Genomic DNA, 18,624 nt, shown 5'->3' with positions numbered 1-18,624 from the left:
GCGGACCTAGAGATGGCCGATGAGCTCGTCGACGTGCGTGCTCACGCAGCGGCCTAGTGCCGAGAGGGTATAGCCACCCTCCAGGAAGGAGACGACGCGCTCATGACTATGCTTGCGCGCAAGATGATGGATCTCCCGTGTGATCCAGCCATAGTCCGCCTCGCGCAGATTGAAGTGCGCCATGTCGTCTTCCAGATGACCGTCGAAACCGGCCGAGATCATGATCAGCTGCGGCGCGAAGGCGTCGAGTCGCGGGAGCCAGGCCTTTTCGACCGCGGCCTTGAACGCCTGGCCGTCGGTCAGGCGCGGCAGGGGGAGATTGATGACATTGGCCGCGTTTGTGTCCGCGCCAGTGCCGGGATAGAAGGGGTGCTGGAAGCTCGAGCAGAAGAGCACGCGCTCATCGCCGATGAAGATCTCCTCGGTGCCATCGCCGTGATGGACGTCGAAGTCGACGATGGCGATCCGCTCCAGTCCGTAGCGCTCCATGGCGTAGGCGGCGCCGACGGCAACATTGTTGAAGATGCAGAAGCCGCTGGCGCGGGCGCGGCCCGCGTGATGTCCCGGCGGACGCACGCAGCAGAAGGCGGCGTGATGCTTGTCGCTCATCACCAGATCGACCCCCAGGAGGGCGGCCCCGGCCGAGTGCAGCGCGGCCTCCAGGGAATGGCTGTTCATCGCCGTGTCCCCGTCGATCCAGGCCAGGACATCGCTCGCGCTCGGTGATGCGTCGAAGATCCCTTGGATGTAGTCGCGATCATGAACCCGGGCGAGGTCCTCGACCCTGGCCTGGGGCGCGTCGTAATGGGTGACGAGCATCTCCATGCCGGATGCGATCATGCGGTCCTGGATGGCGTGGAGTCGCTCCGGGCACTCCGGGTGATGAGCGCCCATCTGATGCTCCCGGCAGGACTGGTGAGAGATAAAGGCGAGGTTCATGCTTTGTCCTCAAGGCTCGACCGCGATGGACATCCACTGAATGACTCGCCTTGGACGACTCGTCCTGGATGACTTGCGGCTCTCTTTCGTTCGTGTGTCGCGGCGTCGCGCGCCGGCTGCTCGCGCCAAATCCGCAGATTAACGCCTTTTTAGCCTCAGAGGGCAGACTCCATGCGCTTGACCGATATTGATCAACTCTTTACGCCCAGCGCGGTCGCTGTGTTCGGCGCCAGCGACAACGAGGGCTCGATCGGCGGCATGGTCTTCCGCAATGTCCTGGCCGGTGGCTTCAAAGGCCAGTGCTATCCGATCAACCCCAAATACGATCAGGTCGCCGGTCAGCCCTGCTTCAGCTCGCTGAACGAGCTCGACAAGCAGATCGATCTGGCCCTCATCGCGACCCCCGCGGAGTGCGTTCCCGCCATCCTGGATCAATGCGGCAGCTTCGGCGTCAAGGCGGCGGTCGTGCATTCCGCGGGCTTCGGCGAGCACGGCGAGCGCGGCAAGGCACTCCAGGAAAAGATGGTCGAGGCGGCGCGCCGCAACCGCATCCGTGTCCTGGGTCCGAACTGCCTAGGCGTGATGCGTCCGCAGCACGGGCTCAACGCCAGCGTCGGTCAGGATCTGCCGCGCCGGGGCAATGTGGCCCTGGTCTCGCAGTCCGGTGCCATCTGCACCGCCATGATCGACTGGTCGGAGCCGCGCCGCGTGGGCTTCTCGGCGGTTGTCTCGCTGGGGGCGGCGGCGGATGTGGACTTTGGCGACATCCTCGACTACCTGGCGCTGGACACCCAGACCCGATGCATCCTGCTCTACGTCGAGGGCGTGCGGAATGCGCGGCACTTCATGAGCGGCTTGCGGGCCGCCGCGCGGCTCAAGCCGGTGATCATCGTCAAGGCCGGACGGCATCCGGCCGGGACGCGCGCGATCAAGTCGCACACGGGCGGCTTCGTCGGCTCTCCGGACGTCTTCCGCGCGGTGACGGACCGCGCCGGCGTGGTGCAGGTCGCCAATCTCGATCAGCTCTTTGCGGCGGCCCAGGTGTTCGGGACACGCAGGCGGCTGTCGGGTGATCGGATCGCCATCATCACCAACGGCGGCGGGCCGGGCGTGCTGGCCGCCGACCGGACGGTTGAGCTCGGGCTCAGCCTCGCGCAGCTCAGCGACAGCACGCGCCAGACGCTGGAGCAGGCGCTTCCGGACTATTGGTCTCACGGCAATCCCATCGACATCATCGGCGACGCGCCGGCCGAGCGTTATCGTCAGGCCCTGGATGCCTGTATTGCGGATCCGGAAGTCGATGGCGTGCTCTGCATCCTCGCCCCGCTGATCTTTGGCGATCCGGTCGCGACCGCGCAGCAGGTCATCGAGGCGAGCAAGGGGAGCCGCAAGCCGGTGCTCGCCTGCTGGATGGGCGGCAATCACGTGGTCGAGGCGCAGTCCCTGCTGTCAGAGCACGACGTCCCGCACTTCGACAGTCCCGAGGCGGCGGTCGAGGCCTTTTCCTTCCTCGCGATCCACCAGCGCAACCAGAAACTGCTCATGCAGTCGCCGGCACCACTCTCGCACGAGGATCCGCCGGATGTGGAAGGGGCTAGGCTCATCATCGAGGGCGTCATGGCCGAGGGGCGCAAGGTCTTGGGGACCATCGAGGCCAAGGCCATCCTCTCGGCCTTCCGCATCCCGACCATGCAGGCGGTGCTGGCGCGCACGCCCAATGAGGCCTTGATGGCCGCCGAGGCCCTGGGCTTTCCGGTGGTGATGAAGATCAACTCGCCCGACTTGGAGCACAAGTCGGACGTCGATGGGGTCAAGCTCAACATCGACGACGCGCAGTCCGTGCGACGCACCTTCAGCGAGATCGTCGAGCGCGCACAGCGTTTGCGTCCGGAGGCCCGGCTGGAGGGGATCACCGTCGAGCACATGGTCTCGAGCCGCTCGGCGCGCGAGCTGATGATCGGCGTCTTTCGCGACAAGATCTTCGGTCCCGTGATCGTCTTCGGGGCGGGGGGAACCAAGGTCGAGGTGCTGGGCGACCGCGCCCTGGGGCTTCCGCCGCTCAACGCCTTCATCATCGAGACGATGATCGATCAAACCCGGGTTGCGCGGCTCATGGGGGCCTTCCAGCAGATGCCGCCGATGAATCGGGTGGCGCTTGCCAGGATTCTGCAGCGTGTCTCCGAGATGGTCTGCGAGCTTCCCGAGATCATCGCGATGGACATCAACCCGCTGATCGGCAACGACAAGGAGGTGATCGCCGTCGACGTGCGCATCAATGTCGACTATCGACCGCCGCAGCAGCCGACCTACGGCCACATGGCGATCCACCCCTATCCCGGTCATCTCATCGAACGGGTGCAGCTCCCGGATGGCAAGGACTTGGTGATCCGGCCGATCCGACCCGAAGACGCGGAAATGGAGCAGGAGTTCGTGCGCGGCCTCTCGGAGCAGACGAAGTATTTTCGCTTCATGCAAGCGATCAAAGAGCTCACACCCGAGATGCTGGTGCGCTTTACCCAGATCGACTACGACCGCGAGATGGCCCTCATCGGCGTGGTCGAGCACGATGGAGGGGAGGTCGAGGTCGGCGTGGCCCGTTACATGTCGCGCCCAGGCGGGGAGGCCTGTGAGTTTGCGATCGTGGTCTCCGACAGTTGGCGCAACCTCGGCATCGGCGCGCGGCTGATGCGCTCGCTCATGCAGAACGCGCGCCTACGCGGCTTTCGCCTCATGGAGGGCGAGGTGCTGACCGCCAACACCCGCATGCTCGCCCTGGTGAAGTCGCTCGGCTTCCGCATCGAGAGCGATCCACAGGACATGGCGGTCAAGCTGGTGACAAAGGTGCTCTAGCACGACTGGCGGCGCGCGGCTTCAGGCGCCTCAGCGTGTCTCCCCATCCCGCAGGGCCTGGCGGCGGTACTCGGCGACGTTGCCGAGGTAGACCATGGGGTCGTCGAGGATAGGGCTGCGCAGTCCCTCCAGAAAGGCCTCGTGCTCGGGATGATCCCGTCTCCAGACGGCGTGCTCCGCGAAGGCCTCAGGGGAGTAGGAGCCCCAATCCGAGATCAGGGCGAAGGTGACCTGGTCGACGTGTCGGAGGCGCTGGGCAAGCTCGACGAAGGCGGGAATTTCGCGAAAGTTCCTCTTCTGTACCACGAAGTCCAGCCGTAGCCAGTCGAAGGCGCCCTCCGCTCTACGCTCGGCGAGGAAGCGGGTGTTGTGATTCAGCCGCTCCCAATCGCCGCCGCGGCGCGTGTAGGCATAGGTCTCAGGCGTCGCCGCGTCGAAGGAGACGAGGATCTGCCCGAGGTTGTCGTGAATCTTGCCGAGGGCGCGCCAGTATTTCGGGGTCAGCAGGACGCCATTGGTTTGAAGATGGATGGTGACGTTCGGGAATCGCGCTCCATCGATCCCCAAGAGGAGATCGCGCATCAGCTTGGCGCCGAGCGGGTCGCCGGAGCCGGTTACGTTGACTTGAAAGCGCGCGGTGTGCGGCTCCGAGAACAGGCTCGAGGTAATCCTGCGCTGGATCGCGAGTCTCTCTTCGTAGGCCGGGCCCCGGGTATGGTGGATCGGCTGGGCTCGGCAGCTCGGGCACGCGAGGTTGCAGGATTCGTCGTAGCAGAGATTGAAGGTGCGCGGCGGCTCGTCGATCACGGTCAGGCCCTGCGCGAGGATGCGCTCGAGGCGGGCGTCTGGCAGGGCGTTGCGGCGCATCAAGCTGCCGTTCTGGATCACGGGGCACTCTTGCTGGCCGCAGTATGCGAAGGAGCCGTCTAGGATGCTGGCTCGAATGCGCTGGCTTGCCGCGGAATTCCAGATGTCCATGATGTCCGCTTCCCGGCAGTTGCCGATCGGCGTGCTCAGCCAGGCGGGGCAGCAGACCCAGGCGACACCGCCCGAGCTGACCTCGAAATGCTCCCAGGGGCGCGGGCAGAAGAAATCCTTCAGCGGCCCCGACCGGCCCAGTCCCCCTTGGCCCAGGTCCATGGTCCTCGCATGGGGCCTGCCTAGCTCGGGGGCTGCAGTCTCCCCTGGCTCGGCGCTGCTTGCTTGCTCTTGCATCGACTTACTCCTTTGCTCGCACCGTCCGATGTTGCGTTATCCGATCCCGTCACGCCATTCGATCCCGTCGCGCGATATGATCGAGTCTCTAGCGCCTGCAGCGGCACTCGGTAATGCACGCTAACTTTGTGGTTGTCGTTCTTGCCGCGAAGGTCACAATCGAGCCCTGCTCCCGAGCGGATGGGCGCCTGGCGAGCGCGCTCGCTCCTCCTTCATGCAAGCCCCCTAGAGAGCTGACACATGACCAAGACAACCAAGACTCCAGCGAGCTTCCTGACGCGGCTGCGGCTCAGCTTCGCGCGCTTTTGGGTGGATGCCGTCCCCGACGATCTCGCGGCTTGCGAGTTCGATTGCAGGAAGACCCGGTGCGTGGAGGGAGACTGGGAGGCTTGTGCGCATCGTCTCGGGCTCGATCGACCAAGCGGGTCTTCGAGCCGCTGCGAATAGGCGCCGAGGCGCGGCCTCACTGCGCCCACCGCTGCGGACTCATTCCTGGCGACTGGGCTGGTAGTCATCGGGGATGAGCACGGTTGGCAGGCGCTGGCTGGCATCCTTCAGCGGGTGGTCGAGGGTGTAGTGCAGCCCCCGGCTCTCGCGCCTCCTCAATGCGGACTGAATGATGAGGTCGGCGACTTCGAGCAGATTGCGCAGCTCGATCAGGTCGTTGCCGACGCGGAAGTTGCTGTAGTACTCGATGACCTCCTGGGCCAGCAGGTCCGCGCGCCGCTTGGCGCGTCGCAGCCGCTTATTGGTGCGGACGATGCCGACGTAGTCCCACATGAACCGGCGCAGCTCCTCCCAGTTGTGGGTGACGACCACCTCCTCGTCCGGCTCGGTCACGCGGCTTTCGTCCCAGGTCGGGACTTCCGGCGGCCGCTCGTAGCTTGGCAGCAGGGCCTGAATGTCCCTGGCGGCCGACTCGGAGTAGACCAGACACTCGAGCAGCGAGTTGCTCGCCATGCGGTTCGCCCCATGCAGCCCTGTGTAAGCCGTCTCGCCGCTGGCATAGAGGCCGGCGAGATCGGTGCGCGCGTTGCGGTCGACCATGACGCCGCCACAGGTGTAATGCGCCGCGGGCACCACGGGAATCGGCTCCTTGGTGATGTCGATGCCAAGCTCGAGGCAGCGTGCGTAAATGGTCGGGAAATGATCCGTGATGAAATCGGCCGGGCGGTGCGAGATGTCCAGGTAGAGGCAATCCGCGCCCAGTCGTTTCATCTCGTGGTCGATGGCGCGGGCGACGATGTCGCGCGGCGCTAGCTCGGCACGCGCGTCGAAGCGCGGCATGAAGCGGTCGCCATCGGGCAGGAGCAGCTTGGCGCCCTCGCCGCGCAGTGCCTCGGTGATCAGGAATGAGCGCGCCTCCGGGTGATAGAGGCAGGTCGGATGGAACTGCATGAACTCCATGTTGGCGACCCGGCATCCGGCGCGCCAGGCCATGGCAATGCCGTCGCCGGTGGAGACGTCGGGGTTGCTGGTGTAGAGGTAGACCTTGTTGGCGCCGCCGGTCGCCAGGACGACGAAGCGCGCCAGGAAGGTCTCCACGCGAGCGTTGCCGCGGTTGAGGATGTAGGCTCCCAGGCAGCGATGGTCCTTGCCGTCGGGAAGGTGCCGCGAGGTGATGAGGTCGACCGCGATGTGCTGCTCGTAGAGGGTGACGTTCTGCTTCTCGCGCACCCGTGCTTCTAGCGTTGTCGCGACGGCTTTGCCGGTGGCGTCGGCCGCGTGGACGACGCGGCGGTGAGTATGTCCCCCTTCTCGGGTAAGATGGTAGCCGCCCGCGGAGGTGTACTCCTCGTCTCGCGTGAATTGAACGCCTTGATCGAGCAGCCAGCGGATGTTGCCCGGCCCATGCTCGACGACGAATCTCACCACGCCCCGGTCGCAAAGGCCGGCCCCGGCCTTGAGCGTGTCCTGAACGTGGGACTCGATCGAGTCCTTCGCATCGAGCACGGCGGAAATGCCGCCCTGTGCGTAGAGCGTGCTGCCCTCGATCAGCTCTCGTTTCGAGACCACGCCAACCGAGAGGTCGTCGCCCAGGCGCAGGGCGAGGCTGAGGCCCGCGGCTCCGCTGCCGAGAATCAAAACATCGTGGCGGTAGCAGTTCTCGTGCATGACTCGATTCGTCTCTCAGTTTGCGTCCCGGGGGCAGGCGGTTGCGGCGGTAGGTCGACATCGCGCGCAGGTGCCCTCATCGTCTCGGGTAAACTCGTCGATTTGGCGACTAGGATCAAGATTTTGTGAACCAGGCTGGAAAACCTCCTGCTGACACGATGACGGTCAAGAACTTCCGAAGATGTCGATTGTCCATCCGAACTGGGTGCGTCGAAGAATGCGCGGCGGTGAGCTCGGATGTCTGAGCGCAGCGCCGACCGGGCACTCGTCGAGCGCGCTCAGGCCGGCGACAAACGCGCCTTCGACCTTCTGGTTCTGAAGTACCAGCAGAAAGTCTCGGCCCTCATCTCGCGCTATCTGCGAGACCCGAGCGAGGTGTTGGACGTCACCCAGGATGCCTTCTTGAAGGCCTATCGCGCGCTGCCAGGCTTTCGCGGGGAGAGCGCCTTCTACACCTGGCTGTACCGGATCGCGGTCAATACGGTCAAGAATCACCTGGTCGCGCAAGGTCGACGGCCGCCTGGCGAGGACGTGGAGGCTGAAGTCGCCGAGCAAATGGATATGGGTGGACGCTTGCGCGAAGGCGCGACGCCGGAGCGTCACCTGCTGCGCGACGAGATCGCGATGACCGTCCAGCGCGCGCTCGACGACTTGCCCGACGACCTGCGCACGGCGATCGTGCTCCGTGAGCTCGAGGGAATGACCTACGAAGAGATTGCGACGACGATGGAGTGCCCGATCGGCACCGTGCGATCACGAATCTTCAGGGCCCGCGAGGCCATCGACAAACGGCTGCGTCCGCTTCTCGATGACTGAGCGGCAATGCAGGGTGCAGAAAGTCCCGGCGGGCGTGGGCAGGCTGCACCGACCGTCGCACGGTTGGGCCGACGCCCTCGCGGGCCGGGACCGACTATCCGTTCAACACAGCTCAGGCATGCAATGATGACCGACGAGCATAGACAGCGACTTTCGCAGCTTCTCGATGGCGAGCTCGGCTCGAGATCGGCGCTGCGGGTCTTGGATGCAGTCAATGGGGACGGAGAACTGCGTGGGACTTGGGAGCGCTATGGCCTGATCGGGCAAGCGATCAGGGCCGAAGGCATCGACCCAGGCTGCCGCGGCATTGCGGATCAGGTGTGGGCGCGGCTGGAGCAAGAGCCGATACCCTTGCCAGTAAGCCGCGGTAGCGCTCGGAAGCGCCCAGGGGCGCGAAAGCTGGCGGCGCTGGCGATGGCTGCCTCGGCTGCCTTCGTCGCCTTTCTCGCCGCCCCGACCCTCTTGCAAGACTCGGGCTCGATTCCGCGCGAGGGCGACATGGCGCCTCGCTTCGTGGAGCGCGAGTCGATTCCCATCAGTCGATTGCAGCTCGAGCAGCCAGGCTTGGCGAGCAAGCTGGATCTCTACCTGGTGACCCATCAGGCCACGGCTCCGGCGACCGGAGCCAAGGGCATGCTTCCCTATGCGACATTGGTTGGCTATGAGTCTGGGCGATAGCCGTCGCGTCTGGGTCGCCGGGCTGCTGGTCATCCTCTGTTGGACCTGTGCGATCGCGTCTGCCGTCGCGAGCGAGGGCGAAGCTCCACATTCGGCTGGCGAAGACGCTCAGACCGGTCGTTCCGCCGAGCTGTTGGCCCGCATGGCCGAGGCCGTGCGCTCACTGGACTACGAAGGAACGCTCGTCTATCTCCACGAGAACCGTCTGGAGGCGATGGATCTGCGCCACCAGGTCGTGGACGGGGAAGTCCACGAGCGCCTCATCTCGCTGAGCGGCCCGATTCGGGCGGTCGTGCGGGCGCAGGAGCGCGTCATGTGCGTCATGCCCAATGGTCATCCGATCTCCGTCGAGCAGAATGGCCAGAGCCGCTTCCTCGAGACCGAGGGGATCGACCCCGATGCCCTGGTGGACAACTACGAGGTCCGGATGCTCGGCGCGGCCCGGATCGCCGGTCGCGATACGGATGTCGTCGGGATCATCCCGCGCGACGCCCTGCGCTATGGGTACCGCTTCCACATCGATCGCGAGACCGCGCTGCCGCTGAAGTCCGACTTGATCGATCAGGAGCAGCAGCCATTGGAGCAGCTGATGTTCACCTCGGTCGCCGTGCGCTCGCCCGAGGGGCCGGCTCCGGAATCCAGCGGGCAGCCAGTTCGCAGTGCGCCGGCGACCTCTGCCGAGGGCAGGTGGCGCTTTCTCGAGGTGCCGGCCGGTTTCGAGCTGGTCATGCACGATGAGATGAAGCAGCCGGGCGGATCGATCATCGAGCATTTCATGTTCACGGATCGTTTGTCCGCCTACTCCATCTACATCGATCAGGATATGGAGAATGGGCTCGAAGGTGCCGCCAGCATCGGAGCCGTCCATGCCGCGGGACGGAGCTTGCGGGGCTATCAGCTGATCGCCGTCGGCGAGGTCCCGATGCAGACGGTGCAGCAGGCCGTGGGCGGCGTGCGCCTCAAAGACGCGGCCGATTCGCAATGACCGGTGCCGGCACGCTGGAGGAGGAGGGGGTGGTTACCGCCCTGATTGACGCGCGTGCGCGCGTGCGCACCCAGCGCAAGAGTGCTTGCGGGCAATGCGCCGTCCATGGCGCCTGCGGGACCTCGCTGTTGGAGCGATTTTTCGGCCGCCGCCCCGTCGAGCTGCTCGCCCTGAATCAGGTCGGTGCGCGCGTGGGTGATCGCGTGACGGTCGGCGTCAAGGAGTCGAGCCTGCTCGCCGCCGCCGTCGCCGCCTATCTCGCTCCCCTGGCCGCGCTCATGGCGGGGGCAGCCCTCGGTCAGTCTTTCGGCGGTGCCCGGGCCGACTCGGCCAGCCTCTTGGGTGCCGTGCTCGGCTTCACACTGGCATTGCTCTGGCTTCGCGGCTACAGTGCCCGACTATCCGGTCGGCCCGAGCAGCAGCCACGCATCCTGAGGCGCCTCGGCTCGACGTCCGCAGGATGCGTGGCTGCCCCCTCGGCAGTCGCCGACGATCCTGCTTGATTCGAAGCAACCCTGGAGCATTCATGCGAGCCACACCGAAACTGTCGATCGCCTTGACCGCATTGCTCTGCTGCGCCTTGGCCCCGGGTCTGGCCCTGAGTCGTGAGCTGCCGGATTTCACCGGTTTGGTCTCCGAGAATGGCCCAGCAGTGGTGAACATCAGCACCAAACAGTCCGCATCCGTCTCTCAGAGCCTGCGTGGCTTTTCCGTGCCGGATCTGCCCGAGGACAGCCCGCTGAACGACTTCTTCCGGCACTTTTTCGGCGAAGAGGGCGAGATCCCGGACGACACCTTTCAGTCACGCTCGCTCGGGTCGGGCTTCTTCGTCTCGCAGGATGGCTATGTGCTGACGAACTCCCATGTCGTGGAGGGTGCTGACGAGATCATCGTCAGAACCAGCGACCGGCGCGAGTTCGTCGCATCCTTGATTGGTATCGACAAGCGCAGCGACATCGCCTTGCTCAAGGTCGATGGCGAGAATTTGCCGGCGGCGAAGATTGGCTCATCCAAGGACCTGCAGGTTGGAGAGTGGGTGCTGGCGATCGGATCGCCCTTTGGTTTCGAATCCTCGGCGACCGCAGGCATCGTCAGCGCCAAGGGGCGCAGCCTACCGTCCGAGAACTATGTGCCCTTCATTCAGACGGACGTGGCGATCAATCCGGGCAACTCCGGCGGCCCGCTCTTCAACCTGTCGGGCGAGGTGATCGGCGTCAACAGCCAAATCTACAGCCGGACGGGTGGCTTCATGGGGCTGTCGTTCGCGATTCCCATCGATGTGGCCATGGATGTGGTGAGCCAGCTCAAGACCAAGGGCCGTGTCAGCCGTGGCTGGCTCGGCGTGCTGATTCAGGACGTGACTCGAGAGCTCGCCGAATCCTTCGGAATGGATCAGCCGAAAGGCGCGCTGGTCGCCCAGGTCCTTCCGGACAGCCCAGCCGCAGCTGCGGACATGCGTCCTGGCGATGTGATCCTGCGCTATAACGGGACCGAGATCCTGGCATCCAGCTCGTTGCCTCCACTTGTCGGCGAGACCGCCGTGGGTGCGACCGCGAGCCTGGACGTCCTGCGTAGCGGAAAGCGCGTGCAGCTCAAGGTGCGCATCGGCGAGCTTCCGGAAGAGGAAGCGCTTGCAAGCAGCGGCGGTGCCCCGGAGCAAGAGGCCGCCAACCGCCTGGGGATCGTGGTGCGCGATTTGACGCCGGAGCAGCGCAAGCAGCTCGGGGCCGAAAAGGGTGGTGTGCTCGTCGAGTCCCTGGAGGCAGGTCCGGCAGACCAGGCCGGCCTGAACGTCGGCGACGTCATTCTGATGCTGGACAATCAGCCCGTGTCGAGCATTGCCGATTTCAATCGGATCTTGGCCGGGATCGATCCGGGCCGTTCAGTGGCTACCCTGGTCCAGCGTGGTGAGGGTCGCATGTTCTACGCCATCAAGGTGCCGAAGGAGTAAGGCGATCCCCGACCGGCCATCCTCCCGTCCCCGAGGATGGCCAAAGCCTGAGTGCCGATGCTTGCCAGATCGCGCAGGCACGCTGGGCTCGCCCAGCGGGGACGCAAGCTATCCTTCGAGCGCCCTGTCTGCGTCCTCGGTCGGCCTCGCGCTCGTTCCGGCTCCAAGGTTTTCGCGCATACGTTCATAGCGTCTCGGCACCTGCGCCGTCGGACCTGAGTCGCAGGCCTTTCTGCACAGGCTCGCCCCTCGGCCATCACCTCCAGGCTCGCCTGCTTGATGCGGCCGCTATCCCCGATCTGCTATGATTGCGGATTGACTTTCGTGCCTGGCGCGCTCCCGAGCCTCTCAGAGTCGGTGTCTCTAGTCACAGGCTCGGCGCGATTCGCCGCTCTCTGTCGAGTGCTGGCGATGTCCTGTCTCAACCTCCTTTGGCCATATCTAGGCACCCAATGACCGATCTCAGTCACATCCGCAACTTCTCGATCATCGCCCATATCGATCACGGTAAGTCGACGATTGCGGATCGCTTCATCCAGATCAGCGGTGCCCTGACGGATCGCGAGATGTCTACCCAGGTTCTGGATTCCATGGACCTGGAGCGCGAGCGCGGCATCACCATCAAGGCGCAGAGCGTGACGCTGGGCTATCAGGCGCGAAATGGCGAGACCTATCAGCTGAATTTCATCGATACGCCCGGCCACGTGGACTTTTCCTACGAGGTCTCGCGCTCCTTGGCTGCCTGCGAGGGCGCTCTGCTGGTCGTGGATGCCGCTCAGGGTGTCGAGGCCCAGAGCGTTGCCAACTGCTACACGGCGATCGAGCAGGGGCTCGAGGTGCTGCCCGTGCTCAACAAGATCGATTTGCCGTCGGCTGAGCCCGAGCGGGTGATCACCGAGATCGAGGAGATCATCGGGCTCGAGGCCAAGGACGCGCTGAGGGTGAGCGCCAAGACAGGTGTTGGCATCCCGGATCTGCTCGAGGCGCTCGTCGAGAAGATCCCGCCGCCGACCGGAGATCGTGAGGCCCCGCTGCAGGCGCTGATCATCGACTCCTGGTTCGATCCTTATGTCGGGGTGGTGTCTCTGGTCCGTGTCGTGAACGGTCAGATGCGCAAGCGCGACAAGATTCTCATCATGTCCACCGGACGGACGCAGCAGGTGACCAACGTGGGCGTCTTCACGCCCAAGAAGACCGAGCAGGACTCCCTCGGGGCGGGCGAGGTCGGCTACATGATCGCCGGCATCAAGGAGATCGACGGGGCGCCAGTCGGCGACACCATCACACTGCCGGACCAAAAGGCCGAGAAACTACCCGGCTTCAAGGAGATGCGTCCGCGCGTCTTCGCGGGGCTCTACACGGTCGTTTCCGACGACTATGAGGATCTGCGCGAGGCCCTCAGCAAGTTGAGGCTGAACGACGCCGCCTTGCACTATGAGCCCGAGGTCTCCCAGGCGCTCGGCTTCGGCTTCCGCTGCGGCTTCCTCGGGATGCTCCACATGGAGATCGTCCAAGAGCGGCTGGAGCGCGAGTACAACCTGGATCTGATCACCACGGCGCCGACCGTCGTCTACGAGGTGATGCGCACGGACGGCGAGCTGTTACGGATCGACAACCCGGCCGATCTGCCGGAGTCGGCCAAGGTCAGCGAGGTGCGCGAGCCCATCATTGAGGCCCATATCCTCGTCCCGCAGGACTACCTGGGCGCGGTCATCAACCTCTGCATCGAGAAGCGCGGCGTGCAGAAGCAGATCCAGTATCTGGGCGGGCAGGTCCAAGTCACCTACGAGCTGCCCATGAGCGAGGTCGTTCTGGACTTCTTCGACCGGCTCAAGTCATGCAGCCGAGGGTTCGCCTCCTTCGAGTATGAATTCAAGCGTTTCCAGTCCTCCGACCTGGTGAAGCTCGATGTGCTAATCAATGGTGACAAGGTGGATTCGCTGTCCTCCATCGTCCACCGCTCGGTCTCTCAGGGGCGCGGCCGCGAGGTGACGGAGCGCATGAAGGAGCTGATCCCGCGGCAGATGTTCGAGGTGGCCATCCAAGCGGCGATCGGCTCGAAGATCATCGCGCGCACCACGGTGAAGGCGCTGCGCAAGAATGTGACTGCTAAGTGCTACGGCGGCGACGCCACGCGAAAGCGCAAGCTCCTCGAAAAGCAGAAGGAAGGCAAGCGGCGCATGAAGCAGGTTGGCAAGGTGGATATCCCGCAGGAGGCCTTTCTTGCGGTGCTCCAGACCGGGAAAGATAATTGACGGTCAGCCGTTGCGGGAATTCTCGACGCTTGCAGACCTTTGGGGCGTATCTGAGCCGCCCTTCCTCGCAGGGGCGCTCTCGACATAGAGATGGCGTGGGCGGCCTCGCACCGACTTTTCGGCCCAAGGACTTTTCGGCCTACCAGATTAGGAGCCTAGACCTCAGACCATGACTTTCGACTTTCCGGCTTTTCTTGTCTTGGCGTCCGCGGTAACGGGCGGGATTTGGCTGGTCGATGCCGCCGTGCTGGCACCGCGCCGTCGGCGCGCAGCGGAGCTGGCGGGCGCGGGTGACGCCGAGGCCGAGGAGGCGGGCGCGTCCTACAAGGAGCCGGTGCTCGTGGAGTACGCGCGCTCCTTTTTTCCGGTGATCTTCGCGGTGCTCATCCTGCGCTCCTTTTTGGTGGAGCCCTTTCGGATCCCCTCGAACTCGATGATGCCGACCCTCTTGACGGGGGACTTCATCCTCGTCAACAAATTCTCCTACGGACTCAGGCTGCCCGTTCTCAACGCCAAGTTCGTCGAGATCGGCGAGCCGAGGCGCGGCGATGTTGTGGTGTTCAAGTTTCCGCTCGACCCACGCACCGATTACATCAAGCGTGTCGTGGGGCTGCCTGGCGACGAGATCGCCTACCGTGACAAGACGGTCTATGTGAACGGCGAGGCGATGCCGCAGCTCCCGATCGGGACCTATACGGGGGTTGGCTCCGGGCGGGAGATGACGGGGGCGCGACAGGCCCTGGAGAGTTTGGACGGTGTCGAGCACATGATCCTGACGCGCTCGGAGGCGCCCGATCTGCCGTTCGGCTGTCAGGTGCTCGCCTATGGCGCGGTGCGCGTTCCCGAAGGGCAATACTTCGTCATGGGGGACAACAGGGACAACAGCAACGACAGTCGTTGCTGGGGATTCGTGCCCGAGGAGAATCTGGTGGGTAAGGCGTTCGCGATCTGGATGCACTGGGACGGCGCGCGTGAGGGCTTCCCCATCGCCTGGTCGCGCCTGTGGGACGGAATCGATTGATCGGAGGCTCTAAGCATGTCTAGCAAGACTCGTCGTTTCCCGGCGCAGCGCGGGATGGGGATGCTCGGTTTCATCGTCATCATCGCCCTCGTGGCCTTTTTCGCGACCATCGTGCTCAAGGTCGGTCCGCTCTATCTGGACTATTGGACGCTTCGCACCATCATGGAGGAGGTCAAGGCCAATCCCCAGCAGATCCAAGGTGGGCCGCGTGGCATCACCTCGGCGATCGACAAGCGTCTCAATATCAACAGTGTGTACGGAAAGAAGGGCTCCGACTTCAAGGTCAAGAAGGTCGATGGGCGGACCTATCGCGTGACCCTGGATTACGAGGAGCGGGTGCACCTCTTCTTCAACGTCGATGCCGTGGCCGCCTTCAAGCATGAAGTCGAGATCACGCTGCGACAGTGACCGCGGACATTCGGCGTCTCGCCAAGGCTCTGGGCTATGAGCCCCAAGACGCGGAGCTCTTGGAGCAGGCGCTCACGCACCGTAGCGCCAGTGCGGTCAACAATGAGCGCCTGGAGTTTCTCGGCGATGCCCTCATCGGCTTCGTGATTGCGGAGGCCTTGTGGGACCGCTTTCCGGCGGCCGACGAAGGCAGGCTCAGCCGCATGCGCGCCTCCCTGGTCAAGCGCGAGTCACTGGCGAAGCTGGCGCGCGACCTGAGACTGGGCGATTACCTGAGGCTGGGCGCGGGCGAGCTGCGCAGCGGCGGGCATGCACGGGATTCCATCCTGGCGGATGCCCTAGAGGCCGTGCTTGGCGCCGTCTATCGCGATGCCGGCTTCGAGGTGGCGCGGCGGGTCGCCCTGAGTCTCTTTCATGCCAAGCTCGAGCAGACCGACGCGTCGCGGGCCGGCAAGGACCCCAAGACCCGTCTCCAAGAGCTGCTTCAAGCCCGCAAGCGTCCCTTGCCGGAGTATGTGGTGGTGGCCATCGACGGCGATCAGCACGACCAAACCTTTACCGTCAGCTGCGTGCTGCAGGATGACGACCTCAGTAGCCGCGGAATTGGCACCAGCCGCCGGCGCGCCGAGCAGGCCGCCGCCGAGCTGATGCTGGAGCAGATTCGAGATGTCTAGCAAAGCGCCGTCCCGCTGCGGCTATGTCGCCATCGTCGGCCGTCCGAACGTCGGCAAGTCGACCCTATTGAACCGGATCTTGGGGCAGAAGCTGGCGATCACCTCGCACAAGGCGCAGACCACGCGGCACTCCATCCTCGGCATCAAGACGTTGCCGGAGGGGCAGATCCTCTTCGTGGATACGCCCGGCATCCACCAGCGGGGCGGGAGCGCCCTCAATCGCTATCTCAACCGCACGGCGCGGTCGACGCTTGGGGACACCGACCTCGTCCTGCTGGTGGTCGAGGCCCTGAAGTGGACGGACGAGGACGCCCAGGCACTCGAGGCGGTGGCGCAATCCGGCGTCCCGGCGATTGCGGTGGTGAATAAGGTCGATCGCGTGCAGTCGAAGGAAGTCCTGCTGCCGTTTCTGCAAACCCTGGCCGCGCGTCATAACTTCCTCGAGCTCATCCCGATCTCCGCAACCAAGGGGGATCAGGTCGATCGGCTCGAGCACATGGTCGTGAAGGCCCTACCGGAAGGCGAGCCTGTCTTCCCGGAGGATCAGATTACCGATCGCTCCCAGCGCTTCTTCGCGGCCGAGCTGGTGCGCGAGCAGTTGATGCAAAGGTACGGACAGGAGCTTCCCTACCGGACGACCGTGGAGATCGAGCGGTTCGAGGAGCTGGATGGGCGTTACAAGATCCACGCCTTGGTCTGGGTCGAGCGGGCTAGCCAGAAGGGCATCATCATCGGCAAGGGCGGCGAGGCGCTGAAGGCCGTGGCCACCCAGGCGCGCATGGAGATGCAGAAGCTCTTCGACTGTCCGGTGCACCTTGAGGTTTGGGTCAAGGTCAAGAAGAGCTGGTCGAGCGACGAGGCCGCCATATCGAGCCTCGGGTACACGGACGAGCGCTGATGCGCGAAGCGCAATCATCGTCTGACAGTGGTCCGCTCGGAAGCGCTCTTCCTCGCCTTCGTTCTGCATCGGCGCGACTATAGCGACACCAGTCTGCTCCTGGAGGTCTTCGCCGCGGGGGAGGGCCGTTTTCCCGCCATCGCCAAAGGAGCGCGGCGCAAGAAGAGCACGGCGAGCGCCCTCTTGCAGCCCTTCCAGCCGCTGTGGCTTGGGGCGACTGGACGCGGCGAGGTGCGCACATTGACCTGCGTCGAAGGCGCCGGCCCGGCGATTTCCCTGCAGGCGCGCGCCATGCTCGGGGGCTTCTACCTGAACGAGCTGCTCATGCGGCTCCTCGCGCGCAATGATCCGCACGACGCCCTCTTCGCCTTCTATCAGGCCGCGCTTGCCGCGCTGGCCGAGGACCCTGACCTCGATACCCTGCTCAGGCAGTTCGAGCTGCGACTGCTCGACGAGATCGGCTATGGCATGACGCTGGACCGGGCGGCGTCCGATGGAATTCCGGTGCAGCCCGATCTGTCTTATGTTTACGACAGCGAGCTGGGCGTGCGGCTCGCTGGATCTGCCGAGCCCGGGCCGCTTCTATCGGGTGCAACGCTGCTGGCACTGGCCGCTGGCGGAAGGCTAGAAGCAGAGCAGCGGCGCGAGGCGCGCGCACTCTTGCGGACTGCGCTGGCCCCTCATCTCGGGGACAAGCCGCTTCAGAGTCGCGAGCTGTATCGACGGTGGTTTGGCGCGGACGGGTAGCATCAACCTAGAAAGAGCTGCCAGCCACCAGCGGCCAGCTGATAGCTTTGTTTCGGAGCTGCTTTCAGGTCTTCTCTGAGTCACCCAGCGGATAAGCGGCTGGCCGGCCAGAAAATCCGGCAACCGTATGATTTTCCTCCGCTGGTGGCTGGTGGCTGGTGGCTGGTAGCTGAAAGCTGACGGCTCCCATTGGCATCAAAGGCCGGCACGGGTAGCCCCGTGCCATGACGAGCGTGTTGAGGAATCCACGATGCAAACAGATCCAAGGGCTCGCAGCGAGATCCTGCTTGGAGTCAATATCGACCATGTCGCGACCTTGCGCCAGGCGCGCGGCACCCGCTATCCGGAGCCGATCCAAGCGGCGCTGGTCGCGGAGCATGCCGGTGCGGACGCCATCACGCTCCACCTGCGCGAGGATCGCCGGCACATTCAGGACCGTGACGTGCGTATGCTGCGGGAGATCCTGCAGACACGCATGAACCTCGAAATGGCCGCAACGCCGGAAATGGGCGCCATCGCCTGCGAGCTGAAGCCCGCCGACTGCTGCCTAGTGCCGGAGCGACGCGAGGAGCTGACCACGGAAGGCGGTCTGGACGTCGCCAGCCGGCGCGATGAGCTGAAGGCGTTCTGCGCGCGACTGGCCGACGCCGGAGTGCGCGTCTCGCTCTTCATCGATGCCGAGCCCCTGCAGCTGGAGGCCGCCAAGGCCGTGGGCGCGCCCGTCGTCGAGATCCATACCGGACACTATGCGGACGCAGCTTCGCCTGCCGAGCGCGCGGCGGCGCTGGAGCGGATTCGGCAAGCCGTTGCCCTCGGATTGGATCTCGGGCTGCAGGTCAACGCGGGTCACGGCCTCGACTACCACAACGTCAAGGCGGTCGCCGCCATTCCTGGTGTGCGCGAGCTCAACATCGGACATTCGATCATTGCGCGGGCCGTCTTCTGCGGGCTGGAGCAGGCGGTGCGGGACATGAAGCGCATCATCAACGCGCCGGCCTGAGCGCCGACGGATCCGGTCGCTCCGAGTCGTCCTGGATTTCCTCGATGCCCGGCGGCTAGACTGTCGAGCCTT

17 protein-coding genes are annotated in these 18,624 nt (G+C 64.7%); 14 read left to right on the top strand and 3 right to left on the bottom strand.

The window, feature by feature from the left end; translation table 11 throughout:
* Positions 1-6 precede the first annotated feature (6 nt).
* Complete coding sequence (locus G3446_RS10935) at positions 7-939, bottom strand: histone deacetylase family protein (RefSeq protein WP_164452868.1); 933 nt, start codon at positions 937-939, stop codon at positions 7-9.
* 171 nt (positions 940-1,110) lie between these two features.
* On the opposite strand from G3446_RS10935, the gene G3446_RS10930 reads away from it, so the two are divergent.
* On the top strand, positions 1,111-3,789 hold the full coding sequence (locus G3446_RS10930; RefSeq protein WP_164452867.1) for a bifunctional acetate--CoA ligase family protein/GNAT family N-acetyltransferase: 2,679 nt from the start codon (positions 1,111-1,113) through the stop codon (positions 3,787-3,789).
* Between the two features lie 30 nt (positions 3,790-3,819).
* On the opposite strand, the gene G3446_RS10925 is transcribed toward G3446_RS10930, so the two are convergent.
* Positions 3,820-5,004: an SPASM domain-containing protein gene (locus tag G3446_RS10925; protein ID WP_164452866.1), complete on the bottom strand. Its 1,185-nt coding sequence runs from the start codon at positions 5,002-5,004 to the stop codon at positions 3,820-3,822.
* 240 nt (positions 5,005-5,244) lie between these two features.
* On the opposite strand from G3446_RS10925, the gene G3446_RS10920 reads away from it, so the two are divergent.
* Complete coding sequence (locus tag G3446_RS10920; protein ID WP_164452865.1) at positions 5,245-5,451, top strand: hypothetical protein; 207 nt, start codon at positions 5,245-5,247, stop codon at positions 5,449-5,451.
* 39 nt (positions 5,452-5,490) lie between these two features.
* Here G3446_RS10920 and nadB read toward each other — a convergent pair whose 3' ends face one another.
* Positions 5,491-7,119, bottom strand: a complete 1,629-nt coding sequence (nadB, locus tag G3446_RS10915; RefSeq protein WP_164452864.1) for an L-aspartate oxidase — start codon at positions 7,117-7,119, stop codon at positions 5,491-5,493.
* Between the two features lie 237 nt (positions 7,120-7,356).
* On the opposite strand from nadB, the gene rpoE reads away from it, so the two are divergent.
* The 12 genes from rpoE (at position 7,357) to pdxJ (ending at position 18,552) form a co-directional block, all read left to right on the top strand.
* Complete coding sequence (gene rpoE / locus G3446_RS10910) at positions 7,357-7,935, top strand: RNA polymerase sigma factor RpoE (RefSeq protein WP_164452863.1); 579 nt, start codon at positions 7,357-7,359, stop codon at positions 7,933-7,935.
* Between the two features lie 123 nt (positions 7,936-8,058).
* Positions 8,059-8,613, top strand: a complete 555-nt coding sequence (locus G3446_RS10905) for a sigma-E factor negative regulatory protein (protein ID WP_164452862.1) — start codon at positions 8,059-8,061, stop codon at positions 8,611-8,613.
* Positions 8,597-9,598: a MucB/RseB C-terminal domain-containing protein gene (locus tag G3446_RS10900; RefSeq protein ID WP_164452861.1), complete on the top strand. Its 1,002-nt coding sequence runs from the start codon at positions 8,597-8,599 to the stop codon at positions 9,596-9,598. The genes G3446_RS10905 and G3446_RS10900 overlap by 17 nt, the downstream gene beginning before the upstream one ends.
* The gene (locus G3446_RS10895) at positions 9,595-10,101 is read left to right on the top strand and encodes a SoxR reducing system RseC family protein (protein ID WP_164452860.1); all 507 of its coding nucleotides are present in this window, start codon (positions 9,595-9,597) and stop codon (positions 10,099-10,101) included. Before G3446_RS10900 ends, G3446_RS10895 begins: the two co-directional genes overlap by 4 nt.
* 23 nt (positions 10,102-10,124) lie before the next feature.
* A complete protein-coding gene (locus tag G3446_RS10890) occupies positions 10,125-11,549 on the top strand; it encodes a DegQ family serine endoprotease (RefSeq protein WP_164452859.1) in 1,425 nt (474 codons plus the stop codon).
* A gap of 452 nt (positions 11,550-12,001) precedes the next feature.
* Positions 12,002-13,804 carry a translation elongation factor 4 gene (gene lepA, locus G3446_RS10885; RefSeq protein WP_164452858.1) on the top strand — a complete coding sequence of 601 codons (1,803 nt, stop codon included), beginning with the start codon at positions 12,002-12,004 and terminating at the stop codon, positions 13,802-13,804.
* Positions 13,805-13,973: 169 nt separating this feature from the next.
* Positions 13,974-14,825: a signal peptidase I gene (gene lepB, locus G3446_RS10880; RefSeq protein WP_164452857.1), complete on the top strand. Its 852-nt coding sequence runs from the start codon at positions 13,974-13,976 to the stop codon at positions 14,823-14,825.
* Positions 14,826-14,840: 15 nt separating this feature from the next.
* The gene (locus tag G3446_RS10875) at positions 14,841-15,233 is read left to right on the top strand and encodes a DUF4845 domain-containing protein (RefSeq protein ID WP_164452856.1); all 393 of its coding nucleotides are present in this window, start codon (positions 14,841-14,843) and stop codon (positions 15,231-15,233) included.
* On the top strand, positions 15,230-15,907 hold the full coding sequence (rnc, locus tag G3446_RS10870; RefSeq protein ID WP_164452855.1) for a ribonuclease III: 678 nt from the start codon (positions 15,230-15,232) through the stop codon (positions 15,905-15,907). Before G3446_RS10875 ends, rnc begins: the two co-directional genes overlap by 4 nt.
* Positions 15,900-16,805: a GTPase Era gene (gene era / locus G3446_RS10865; RefSeq protein WP_164452854.1), complete on the top strand. Its 906-nt coding sequence runs from the start codon at positions 15,900-15,902 to the stop codon at positions 16,803-16,805. The genes rnc and era overlap by 8 nt, the downstream gene beginning before the upstream one ends.
* A 27-nt stretch (positions 16,806-16,832) precedes the next feature.
* Positions 16,833-17,552 carry a DNA repair protein RecO gene (gene recO, locus G3446_RS10860; RefSeq protein WP_164452853.1) on the top strand — a complete coding sequence of 240 codons (720 nt, stop codon included), beginning with the start codon at positions 16,833-16,835 and terminating at the stop codon, positions 17,550-17,552.
* A gap of 250 nt (positions 17,553-17,802) precedes the next feature.
* A complete protein-coding gene (gene pdxJ, locus G3446_RS10855; RefSeq protein WP_164452852.1) occupies positions 17,803-18,552 on the top strand; it encodes a pyridoxine 5'-phosphate synthase in 750 nt (249 codons plus the stop codon).
* The last annotated feature ends 72 nt before the right edge of the window (positions 18,553-18,624 follow it).

Origin of the sequence: Thiorhodococcus minor (assembly GCF_010820565.1) — a bacterium.
GTDB classification, from domain to species: domain Bacteria; phylum Pseudomonadota; class Gammaproteobacteria; order Chromatiales; family Chromatiaceae; genus Thiorhodococcus; species Thiorhodococcus minor.
The sequence above is the reverse complement of the archived record's forward strand: the minus strand, read 5'-3'. Positions and strand labels throughout refer to the sequence as shown.